The organism is Pseudomonas sp. GW821-FHT09E04, assembly GCF_059416185.1.
This window is the reverse complement of the sequence record NZ_JBWKOR010000008.1, coordinates 79,031-89,472: the sequence shown is the minus strand read 5'-3', so window position 1 is coordinate 89,472 and position 10,442 is coordinate 79,031. Positions and strand designations below refer to the sequence as shown.

11 protein-coding genes are annotated in these 10,442 nt (G+C 60.8%); 5 read left to right on the top strand and 6 right to left on the bottom strand.

All coding sequences use genetic code 11. The annotated features are described in order from the left end of the window. Nucleotides 1–30 precede the first annotated feature (30 nt). The 4 genes from AC07N4_RS26025 (at nt 31) to AC07N4_RS26010 (ending at nt 5,091) form a co-directional block, all read left to right on the top strand. Nucleotides 31–1,803 carry an N-acetylglutaminylglutamine amidotransferase gene (locus AC07N4_RS26025; RefSeq protein ID WP_493066369.1) on the top strand — a complete coding sequence of 591 codons (1,773 nt, stop codon included), beginning with the start codon at nt 31–33 and terminating at the stop codon, nt 1,801–1,803. A gap of 3 nt (nt 1,804–1,806) precedes the next feature. After that, complete coding sequence (gene ngg, locus AC07N4_RS26020; RefSeq protein ID WP_493066368.1) at nt 1,807–3,552, top strand: N-acetylglutaminylglutamine synthetase; 1,746 nt, start codon at nt 1,807–1,809, stop codon at nt 3,550–3,552. A gap of 61 nt (nt 3,553–3,613) precedes the next feature. Beyond that, nucleotides 3,614–4,804, top strand: a complete 1,191-nt coding sequence (locus tag AC07N4_RS26015; protein ID WP_096820998.1) for an osmoprotectant NAGGN system M42 family peptidase — start codon at nt 3,614–3,616, stop codon at nt 4,802–4,804. 59 nt (nt 4,805–4,863) lie between these two features. Then, entirely contained in the window at nt 4,864–5,091 is a 228-nt protein-coding gene (locus tag AC07N4_RS26010; RefSeq protein WP_003236706.1) for a YheU family protein, read from the top strand. A gap of 5 nt (nt 5,092–5,096) precedes the next feature. Here the strand turns inward: AC07N4_RS26010 and csrA are convergent, their stop codons facing one another. The 3 genes from csrA to AC07N4_RS25995 all read right to left on the bottom strand — a co-directional run bounded on the left by csrA (nt 5,097) and on the right by AC07N4_RS25995 (nt 6,630). Next, nucleotides 5,097–5,282, bottom strand: a complete 186-nt coding sequence (gene csrA / locus AC07N4_RS26005) for a carbon storage regulator CsrA (protein ID WP_102620500.1) — start codon at nt 5,280–5,282, stop codon at nt 5,097–5,099. A gap of 136 nt (nt 5,283–5,418) precedes the next feature. Next, on the bottom strand, nt 5,419–5,751 hold the full coding sequence (locus AC07N4_RS26000) for a YnfA family protein (protein ID WP_085710895.1): 333 nt from the start codon (nt 5,749–5,751) through the stop codon (nt 5,419–5,421). Between the two features lie 63 nt (nt 5,752–5,814). Continuing rightward, a complete protein-coding gene (locus tag AC07N4_RS25995) occupies nt 5,815–6,630 on the bottom strand; it encodes an SDR family oxidoreductase (protein WP_493066367.1) in 816 nt (271 codons plus the stop codon). Nucleotides 6,631–6,886: 256 nt separating this feature from the next. Here AC07N4_RS25995 and AC07N4_RS25990 point away from each other — a divergent pair, with 256 nt between their 5' ends. Next, entirely contained in the window at nt 6,887–7,045 is a 159-nt protein-coding gene (locus tag AC07N4_RS25990) for a DUF3309 family protein (protein WP_169432680.1), read from the top strand. A 59-nt stretch (nt 7,046–7,104) separates the two neighbouring features. Here the strand turns inward: AC07N4_RS25990 and AC07N4_RS25985 are convergent, their stop codons facing one another. The 3 genes from AC07N4_RS25985 to AC07N4_RS25975 form a co-directional block, all read right to left on the bottom strand. Beyond that, entirely contained in the window at nt 7,105–9,198 is a 2,094-nt protein-coding gene (locus tag AC07N4_RS25985; RefSeq protein WP_102620503.1) for an LTA synthase family protein, read from the bottom strand. 314 nt (nt 9,199–9,512) lie between these two features. Next, nucleotides 9,513–10,118 (bottom strand): START domain-containing protein, encoded by a 606-nt coding sequence (locus AC07N4_RS25980; protein WP_085704686.1) that lies wholly within the window; start codon nt 10,116–10,118, stop codon nt 9,513–9,515. 41 nt (nt 10,119–10,159) lie between these two features. After that, complete coding sequence (locus tag AC07N4_RS25975; RefSeq protein ID WP_102620504.1) at nt 10,160–10,414, bottom strand: YkgJ family cysteine cluster protein; 255 nt, start codon at nt 10,412–10,414, stop codon at nt 10,160–10,162. Nucleotides 10,415–10,442 lie beyond the last annotated feature (28 nt).

Genomic DNA, 10,442 nt, shown 5'->3' with positions numbered 1-10,442 from the left:
CTCCCCAACGGAAAAACCGGTAAGGACTTTATGTGCGGATTAGCTGGCGAGTTACGTTTTGATCAACAACCTGCAGACCTTGCAGCCATCGAGCGAGTCACCCATCACCTGGCGCCTCGCGGCCCTGATGCGTGGGGGTTCCATGCCCAGGGGCCGATTGCCCTGGGCCATCGGCGCCTGAAAATCATGGATCTGTCGGACGGCTCGGCGCAGCCGATGATCGACAGCCAACTGGGCTTGTCCCTGGCCTTCAATGGCGCGATCTACAACTTCCCGGAACTGCGTGCCGAACTCGAAGCGCTGGGTTATGCGTTCTACTCCGGCGGCGACACCGAAGTGCTGCTCAAGGGCTATCACGCCTGGGGCGAAGCGCTGCTGCCGAAACTCAACGGCATGTTTGCCTTCGCCATCTGGGAGCGCGATGCCCAGCGCCTGTTCATCGCCCGCGACCGCCTCGGCGTCAAACCGCTGTACCTGTCGCGCACCGGCCAGCGCCTGCGCTTTGCCTCGTCCCTGCCGGCGCTGCTCAAGGGTGGCGACATCAAACCGATCCTTGATCCGGTGGCGCTCAACCATTACCTGAATTTTCACGCCGTGGTGCCAGCGCCGCGCACCTTGCTGGCCGGCATCGAAAAGCTGCCGCCAGCAAGCTGGATGCGCATTGAAGCGGACGGCAGCACCGAGCAGAAAACCTGGTGGACGCTGCCATACGGCCCACACGACGACGAGAAAAATCTGACCCTGGAAGACTGGCGCGACCGCGTGCTCGACAGCACCCGCGAAGCCGTGGCGATCCGCCAACGGGCGGCGGTGGATGTCGGCGTATTGCTTTCCGGCGGTGTCGATTCGAGCATGCTGGTCGGCCTGTTGCGCGAAGTCGGCGTGGAAAACCTGTCGACCTTTTCCATCGGTTTCCAGGATGCCGGCGGCGAACGCGGTGATGAATTTCAATATTCGGATTTGATCGCCAGACACTACGGCACCCAGCACCATCAACTGCGCATCGACGAAAAGGAAATCATCGAGCAACTGCCCGCCGCCTTCCGTGCCATGAGCGAGCCGATGGTCAGCCACGACTGCATCGCCTTCTATCTGCTGTCCCGCGAAGTGGCCAAGCATTGCAAAGTGGTACAGAGCGGCCAGGGCGCCGACGAATTGTTCGCCGGTTATCACTGGTATCCGCAAGTGGACGGCGCGGCCGATCCGTACGCGGCCTATCGCGAAGCGTTTTTCGACCGCAGCTACGACGATTACGCCGTCACGGTGCAGCCTAAATGGCTGACAGCGAATGACGCTGCCGGCGACTTCGTGAAGGAACATTTCGCACAACCCGGCGCCGATGCAGCGGTCGACAAGGCCCTGCGTCTGGACAGCACGGTGATGCTGGTGGACGACCCGGTCAAACGCGTCGACAACATGACCATGGCCTGGGGCCTGGAAGCGCGCACGCCGTTTCTCGACTATCGCCTGGTGGAATTGTCGGCCCGTGTTCCGGGCAAATTCAAACTGCCCGACGGCGGTAAGCAAGTGTTGAAAGAGGCCGCGCGACTGGTCATCCCAAGCGAAGTGATCGATCGCAAGAAGGGTTACTTCCCGGTGCCGGGTCTCAAGCATCTGCAGGGTGACACCCTGAACTGGGTACGCGAACTGCTGCTGGATCCGAGCCAGGATCGCGGCCTGTTCAACCCCGCCATGCTCGACAAATTGCTGACCGATCCACAAGGCCAGTTGACCCCGTTGCGTGGCTCCAAGCTGTGGCAACTGGCGGCCCTGAACCTGTGGCTCAGCGAACAAGGAATCTGATCGATGAAACCTCACGCCACGGCTTACAGCCAACGGCTGCTGCGCGGTCAGACACCGTCCTACGAACGCTTGCAGGCGCGGCTGGCCGAAGATGGCAACCAACCGAGCGCCGAGCCGATCGCCGTGCATTGCGGCTGGGGCCGCTTGCTGATCGGCCACACCTTTCCCGACCCGGCCAGCCTCGCCCAAGAGCTGCTCAACGAGCAGCCCGGCGAGCGCGATATCGCCCTGTACGTGGCCGCGCCGCAGCAGGTTCTCGGCCTGGAACCGACTCAACTGTTTCTCGATCCGTCCGACACGTTGCGCCTGTGGTTCAGCGATTACCGTCAGGCAACACGGGTGTTTCGCGGTTTCCGCATCCGTCGTGCGCAAAGCGAAGAGGACTGGCAATCGATCAATCAGCTGTATCAGGCACGCGGCATGCTGCCGATCGATGCCACCCTGCTCACTCCGCATCATCAGGGCGGCCCGGTGTATTGGCTGGCAGAGGACGAGGACAGCGGCGCGGTAATCGGCAGCGTCATGGGCCTCAATCATCAGAAGGCTTACAACGACCCGGAAAACGGCAGCAGCCTGTGGTGCCTGGCGGTCGATCCGCAGTGTTCGCGGCCCGGGGTTGGTGAAGTGCTGGTGCGACATCTGATCGAGCACTTCATGAGTCGGGGTCTGAGCTATCTCGACCTGTCGGTGCTACACGATAACCGACAGGCGAAAAACCTCTATGCGAAGCTCGGTTTTCGCAACCTCTCGACCTTTGCGATCAAGCGCAAGAACGGCATCAACCAGCCACTGTTCCTCGGGCCGGGGCCGGAGGCCGCGTTCAATCCCTATGCACGGATCATTGTCGAGGAAGCCCATCGGCGTGGCATCGATGTGCAAGTGGACGATGCCGATGCCGGGCTGTTCACCCTCAGCCATGGCGGTCGCCGGGTACGTTGCCGCGAGTCGCTGAGCGACCTGACCAGCGCCATCAGCATGAATCTGTGCCAGGACAAGAGCCTGACCCATAAAGTGCTGAAAAACGCCGGGTTGAATGTACCGGCACAGCAACTGGCAGCGAATGCGGACGACAATCTGGCGTTTCTCGACGAGCATCAGCGGGTGGTGGTCAAACCGCTCGACGGTGAACAAGGCCAGGGTGTGGCGGTGGATCTGCAAAGCATCGAAGAGGTGCAGCAAGCCATCGAAACGGCGAAGCAGTTTGACAGCCGCGTGTTGCTCGAAAGCTTCCACGAAGGCCTCGACCTGCGGATTCTGGTAATCGGTTTCGACGTGGTTGCCGCGGCGATCCGGCGTCCTGCCGAAGTGGTCGGCGACGGCCATCACTCCATCGGCGCGCTGATCGAAGCCCAGAGCCGACGCCGGCAAGCGGCCACCAGCGGCGAAAGCAAAATCCCGCTGGACCACGAAACCCAACGCACCTTGCACGCGGCAGGTTACGACTACAGCAGCATCCTGCCGGCCGGCGAGCATCTGTTCGTGCGGCGTACGGCGAACCTTCACACCGGCGGCACCCTGGAAGACGTCACGGCGATTCTGCATCCGACTCTGGTCGATGCCGCCGTGCGTGCGGCGCGAGCACTGGACATTCCGATGGTCGGGCTCGACCTGATGGTGCCCGCCGCCGATCAGCCGGAGTACGTGTTCATCGAAGCCAACGAACGGGCGGGCCTGGCCAACCATGAACCGCAGCCGACGGCCGAGCGGTTTGTCGATCTGCTGTTTCCGCACAGTCAGCCGGCCGTTTGATCTCTCTTCAGCGTCATTCCCGTGTCGAACGCGGGAATGACGCCCCGCAACAGGAGTTTCCATGACCACCCACATTCCCGAACCGGATCTGAACTACCTGCAAAAAGTCCTGCTGGAGATGCTCGCCATTCCCAGCCCTACCGGGTTCACCGACACCATCGTGCGTTATGTCGCCGAGCGGCTGGAAGAGCTCGGCATCCCCTTCGAAATGACCCGTCGCGGCACCATCCGCGCCACGCTCAAAGGCAAGAAAAACAGCCCGGACCGCGCGGTGTCAGCGCACCTGGACACCATCGGTGCCGCCGTGCGCGCGGTGAAAGACAACGGGCGCCTGACCCTGGCGCCGGTCGGTTGCTGGTCGAGCCGTTTCGCCGAAGGCAGCCGCGTCAGCCTGTTCACCGACAACGGCGTGATTCGAGGCAGCGTGTTGCCGCTGATGGCTTCCGGGCACGCCTTCAACACCGCCGTCGACGAAATGCCGATCAGTTGGGATCACGTCGAACTGCGCCTGGACGCCTACTGCGCGACCCGCGCCGATTGCGATTCGCTGGGCATCAGTGTTGGCGATGTGGTGGCGTTCGATCCACTGCCGGAGTTCACCGAAAGCGGCCATATCAGCGCCCGACATCTGGACGACAAGGCTGGGGTCGCGGCGCTGCTCGCAGCACTGAAAGCCATCGTCGACAGCGGTCAGGAGTTGATGATCGATTGCCATCCGCTGTTCACCATCACCGAGGAAACCGGTAGCGGCGCGGCGGCGGCGTTGCCGTGGGATGTCAGCGAATTTGTCGGGATCGACATCGCGCCAGTTGCGCCCGGCCAGCATTCCAGCGAGCACGCGGTGAGTGTGGCGATGCAGGATTCCGGCGGGCCTTACGACTATCACTTGTCGCGACACCTGCTGCGTCTGGCCGGTGAGCATGAGTTGCCGGTGCGCCGTGACCTGTTCCGCTATTACTTCAGCGACGCCCATTCGGCCGTCACCGCCGGCCACGACATTCGTACCGCCCTGCTCGCCTTTGGTTGCGATGCGACCCACGGCTACGAACGCACGCACATCGACAGCCTCGCCGCGCTGAGTCGTCTGCTGGGGGCGTACATCCTGAGTCCGCCGGTGTTCGCCAGCGATGCGCAACCGGCCAACGCGTCACTGGATCGCTTCAGTCACCAGATCGAGCACGAGACGCAAATGGAAAGCGACACCCGGGTGCCCTCGGTGGACAGCCTGGTGGGGCAACGCTCGGACAGTTGAGTCTGGCCCTCGGCGGTCATTCGCCGTAGCATCCCGACATTGATTTAGCCGAGGTGCCCATGCTGATTCCCTACGACGCGCTCGAAGTCGACACCCTCACCCGCCTGATCGAGGACTTCGTCACTCGCGACGGCACCGACAACGGTGACGACACCCCACTGGAAACCCGCGTATTGCGGGTTCGCCAGGCCCTGACCAAAGGTCAGGCGCTGATCGTCTTCGATCCGGACAGCGAGCAGTGCCAGTTGATGCTCAAGCACGACGTGCCCAAGCACCTGTTCGACTGAAACGGTCAGTGGCCCTTGCCGTTGGCCTGTTTGCGCTGGATCCGCTCGTAGACTTCGGCGCGGTGTACGTTGACCTGCTTTGGCGCCTCAACGCCGAACCGCACGCTGGAGCCGTTGACCGCCAGAACGCGCAAAGTGATGTTGTCGCCGATGGAAATCAGTTCACCGACAACACGGCTGAGTACAAGCATGGGGGGTGTCCTTCAAGGTTTTCGAGCCTTGAAGATGCGCGGCTTTCGAGCGCCCTACAATGCGCTGCGGGCAAATCAGTCAAACCCTACGCGCCCGGGTGCTTTGGCCTTCAGACGTTTCCTTCAAGTCGGTGTTTCAGGTCGCCGAAAACCGTGGCCCGAACAGAATCACGCTGGCACCGATCACGCACAAGGCGACACCGATCCAGTCCGACCCCAGCGGACGGATGCGCTCGACCACCGCCAGCCAGCCAATCGAAGCAATGATGTAGATGCCGCCGTAAGCGGCGTAGGCGCGACCGGCGTAGGTCGCTTCAACGCGCGTCAACAACAGTGCAAACAAGGTCAGGCTGAGCAGCGCCGGGATCACCCACAAGGCGCTCTTGCCCTGGCGCAACCACATCCAGAATGCGAAACAACCGGCGATTTCGAACAGCGCGGCGAGGAAAAACCACAAGTAGTTGAGCATGCAGATGACTCGTCAGGGTGACTGTGGCGGTCACCCTAACGACGGGGCTTTGGCGGTGCAAGTTCAGCTGTTGTTCTGTTTGGCCTTGGCGCGCATCTTTTCGGCCATCGCGGTCATTTCGTTGTAGAGCAACTGCGGGTTCTTCTGCTTGATCGCCCAGGCCATGCGGCCTTGTTCGTGGGGCAGGATCATGAACTCGCCGGCGGCGACCTGTTTGTAGATGTAGTCGGCAATATCGGTGGCAGTGATCGGCGAACTTTCCAGCAACTTGCCGACCTGTGCTTTCATCGCCGGCGTCGGGCCACGGAAGGAGTCCAGCAGATTGGTCTGGAAGAACGACGGGCACACCACGTGGACACCGACTTCCTGTTGGGCCAGTTCGATCAGCAGGCTTTCGGACAACGCCACCACACCGGCCTTGGCCACGTTGTAGTTGCTCATCGCCGGGCCTTGCATCAGAGCCGCCATCGAGGCGATGTTGATGATCTTGCCCTTGCTCTGTTCCAGCAGCGGCAGGAACGCCTTGCAGCCCTTGACCACGCCCATCAGGTTGATCGCGATCTGCCAGTCCCAGTCTTCCAGCGACAACTCGCTGAAGAATCCGCCCGACGCCACGCCCGCGTTGTTGACGATGATGTCGATACCTCCGAATTTCACTTCACAGGCCTGGGCGAACGCGGTGAGCTGGCTGTAATCGCGCACGTCGCAACGCTGGATGAAGCCGTCGCCGCCGGCCTCGCGAACCAGTTTGAGGGTCTCCTGCAGGCCGGGCTCGCTGACGTCCGACAAGGCCAATTGCCAGCCTTCACGCGCCCAGCGCAGCGCGATTTCGCGACCCAGGCCGGAGCCCGCGCCAGTGATCATCATGCGATTTTGCATAGCAAACAGCCTTGTTGTTCCGGGGAAGATGCGCGGAGTGTAGCGAAGGATCCGGAGCGACCCACGCTCCATCAGATTGCTGAATGGCGGGAGCAAACCGTGGCATCAAACGAAATAAGACCGTGAACCAAATACACTGAAAAAACATTGAATTTTCTTTCACTTGCGCCAGTCGGAATTTGTAAGCCGTCTGGATTTAGTTCAACTTCCAGCCGCCCTTGAACACCAAGACTTCCCAGACACTATCAACAAGGAAATCGACATGGGCACAATTCTTATCATTATCCTGATCCTGTTGCTGATCGGTGGTCTGCCGGTCTTCCCACACTCCAGAAGTTGGGGTTACGGTCCTTCGGGCATTATCGGTGTAGTGCTGGTGGTACTGTTGGTTCTGCTGTTGCTCGGTCGGATATGACCTTTTGACCGACAAAAAAAGAGGCCCTGAAAAGGGCCTCTTTTTATTGCGCCAGATGATCAGTCCGGCTTGCCGTTAATCACACCGGCAGTGTTGTCGAGCAGGCTCTTGGTGGCCGTTTGCAGGAACGCTTCGAGTTTGAGTTTCAACTCGGCGGTGCGCGGTGCGTCCGGAATGATTTCGGCGGAAGGATTCGCGCCCAGTTGGTACTGGTAGATCTTCGGCGCCATTTCCTTCTCTTTCGGCAGTACAAGGATCTGGTCAGCGGTGACGATGGCGGTGGTCTGCTCGCTGCCCGACGGCTTGATCACACCGAAACCGGTGTCGCCTGCCGGCAGGTTCAGCAAGTCACGACCCCAGCACTGATGACGCACTTCGCCACCCAGGCGACCCATGATGGTCGGCACGATGTCGATCTGCGTACCCACAGTGTGGTCACGAGTACCGAATTTTTCCTGGATGCCCGGTGCGATCATCAGCATCGGCACGTTGAAGCGGCCCAGGTCCATTTCGGTGATCTGACGCTCGTTGCCAAAGCCGTGGTCGCCGACGATGACAAACAGGGTTTCCTTGAAGTAAGGCTCCTTGCGGGCCTTTTCAAAGAACTGGCCCAGTGCCCAGTCCGCATAACGCATGGCGGTCAGGTGCTCGTTGAGCGTGCCACGATCCGTCACGCGCTCGACCGGCAATGGCGTCGGCAAGGCGTAAGGCGTGTGGTTGGACAGGGTCTGCAGCAGCGCGTAGAACGGCTTGCCGTTTTCACGTGCCTTGAGCTCCACCAGACCACGGTCGAACATGTCCTGGTCGGACACGCCCCAGGTCGGATCGGAGAACACCGGGTTGACGAAGTCATTGCGGCCAACGAAGTTGGTCATGCCCTGGTTGCTGAAGAAACCGGACTGGTTGTCCCAGGCGAAGTCGCCGTTGTAGACATAGACGTCGTCATACTTGCGCGCGCTGAGCAGCTGCGGCAGGCCGGACAGTTTGTGGCTGCCTTCCGGGGTCTGCATCAGGTATTCGAAACCCGGCAGGTTCGGGAAGCAGGCCATGGTGGCGAACATACCCTGGTGGGTGTGGGTGCCGTTGGAGAAGAAACGGTCGAACAGCAGGCCTTCCTTCGACAGTTTGTCGAGGTACGGCGTGATATTGCCCGGCGCGCCCAGAGCGCCCACCGAGTGACCGGCCATGCTTTCCATGAGGATCACGACAACGTTCTTGATCGGCAGGGTCTTGTCGGCTGGCGGCGTGTAGTCACGACGCACGGCGGCGATGTCGGCATCGACCAGTTTGTCGTCCGGCATGACCAGCATCTCGCGCACGACTTTCTGCGCCTGATCCTGCGGGAGCGTGGCTTTCCAGATGTTGTTGCGGTCTTCGCCCATGCGGTCCTTGGCGGCCGCGATCAGCGACAGGGTGCCATTGAGGCCGAGCTGGTTGGCGAAGTTCGATTCGGTGGTGTACACGTCACCCCAACGCAGCGGCGGGCCTTGACGCAGGGTGCCACGCACGGCGACCACACAGATCAGCAGGCACACCACGAACACCGCCAGACGCGCATACCATGGCGCTACCTGACGAGTGCCGACGTTGCCGCCACTGAACGGGCCACGCGGACGGGTCAGACGGTCGGCGCCCTTGAACGCCAGCGTCAGGATCACAGTGCCCACGGCCCAGGCCAGCAGGTAGCGCACCACCGGGAAACCGTACCAGAGCATGCTCATCACGGTTTTCGGGTCTTCCTTCACGTACTGGAACACCAGGCCGTTGAGGCGCTGGTGGAACTCGCGGTAGAAGTCCATTTCCATCAGGCCGAGGAACAGCGCGATGCTGGAGGTCACCGTCAGCCATAGACGGAAGAACCCGCGCGCGGCCATCGCCCGGGCACTGAACAGCGCCAGCACCATCGGAACGCAGAGGTAGACCACAAGGCGCAGATCGAAACGCAGGCCGTTGGCGAAGGCTTCGAGGAACGTCGAAGCCGGGGTGTCGAGGATCATCTCGCGGTTGTAGACCAGCAGCGCGAGGCGCAGCACGGAAAACATCACCATCATGACCAGCGCGCACAAGAGCGTGTAGGCCAGATGCGATTTGACGGTCGGTTGCAGCAGGCGACTGGAAGATCGCTGCTGATTCAGGGCGTCCGGGTTTGCCATGTCGTTTTAGGACCCATTGGAAGTTGAAGTTGCAAAAATACAGCTGCGCCCTGCCCTCTGTTGGCCATTCCAGGCCCCGGGGCTTGCGCGGTGCGCAAATGTTGCACGATCACCGGCGGCATTGCCATTGATTACTGCCCCGCTGCCGGACTCTTTCATTAAAGGCACGGCATACCCGGACAGCTGCAAACAGCGCGGGCGAATTGTCTTGAAGACTTTGTGAAAATTTCGTTCAACGCATATCCGGAAACACAATAAACCTACAAAACAAAACGCCCCGAGTTCTTCGGGGCGTTTGCAGAGGAACGCGATACTTACTTCTCGGCGCGCTCTTTCAGGGCTTTCAAGGTATTGAACGGTGCATCGACCACGAACTTGTTGGCAATCATCGACGGCACGCTGCCGCCTGGTTCGGTGTGGACCTGATAGGTCACTTCGACCTGATCGCCTTTTGGCACGAACTTCCAGAAGCCTTTGACCTGAGCTACGCGGACAAAGCCTTTTTCTTCCGGCAGGTACTTCGGCAGGCCTTCGAGGTTGCGGGTCAGGCTGCCATCGGCGCCTTCAACGGTGGTGACATGCAGGATCGAGTCGCGCGGGGTCACTGGCCACGGCGTGTTGAACTGGGTGTAGGTCCAGCTCTGGTCGCCTTCGTGCTTGAGCAGTTTCTGGGTCTTGCACTCGTGAATCCAGGCACAGGCGCCGGAAACGTCTTCCTGCAATGCGCGCAGTTTGGCGACGGTGGTCTTCATCAAGGTCACGCCCTGATAAGACTTGTAGTCCGAACCCGGCACTTCGCTCAGGGAGACCTTGATGCCATCTTCGTTCTTGGCCACTTTCCAGTCTTCAGCCTGGGCAGCCGAAGTGGCCAGCACGGCAGTCAAACCACACAACACAGCGATACGATGCAGCGAACCCATAGTCTTATTCCTTATTGTTGAAGTTCCGTTCGTTTGACACATCACGCCGCCGTCATCTGCTCCCACCAGCCGAGCAGTCTGATCGCGTCTTCCTGACTGCTTCCGCAGACTTCGACATCGGCCTTGAACCCTGAACAGACCGCTGGACGTTCCGGTTGGCCGAAAATGCTGCACAGGTTTTCGACCGAGAGCTGAACGCAACGTTCGCCGGCAGGTTTGCCATCGGGCATGCCCGGAATCGGCGAGCTGATGGAAGGGGCAATGCAACAGGCGCCACAACCTTCACGGCAGTTCATGACGACGAGTTCCTCGCGACGGGCAATG

Excerpts from the sequence above, each read along its gene's own strand:
- csrA (WP_102620500.1), bottom strand. The coding sequence starts at position 5,282 with ATGCTTGTACTCAGCCGTGTTGTCGGTGAACTGATTTCCATCGGCGAC.
- AC07N4_RS26015 (WP_096820998.1), top strand. The coding sequence starts at position 3,614 with ATGACCACCCACATTCCCGAACCGGATCTGAACTACCTGCAAAAAGTC.
- AC07N4_RS25975 (WP_102620504.1), bottom strand. The coding sequence starts at position 10,414 with ATGAACTGCCGTGAAGGTTGTGGCGCCTGTTGCATTGCCCCTTCCATC.
- AC07N4_RS25985 (WP_102620503.1), bottom strand. The coding sequence starts at position 9,198 with ATGGCAAACCCGGACGCCCTGAATCAGCAGCGATCTTCCAGTCGCCTG.
- AC07N4_RS26010 (WP_003236706.1), top strand. The coding sequence starts at position 4,864 with ATGCTGATTCCCTACGACGCGCTCGAAGTCGACACCCTCACCCGCCTG.
- AC07N4_RS26000 (WP_085710895.1), bottom strand. The coding sequence starts at position 5,751 with ATGCTCAACTACTTGTGGTTTTTCCTCGCCGCGCTGTTCGAAATCGCC.
- AC07N4_RS25980 (WP_085704686.1), bottom strand. The coding sequence starts at position 10,118 with ATGGGTTCGCTGCATCGTATCGCTGTGTTGTGTGGTTTGACTGCCGTG.
- AC07N4_RS25995 (WP_493066367.1), bottom strand. The coding sequence starts at position 6,630 with ATGCAAAATCGCATGATGATCACTGGCGCGGGCTCCGGCCTGGGTCGC.
- ngg (WP_493066368.1), top strand. The coding sequence starts at position 1,807 with ATGAAACCTCACGCCACGGCTTACAGCCAACGGCTGCTGCGCGGTCAG.
- AC07N4_RS26025 (WP_493066369.1), top strand. The coding sequence starts at position 31 with ATGTGCGGATTAGCTGGCGAGTTACGTTTTGATCAACAACCTGCAGAC.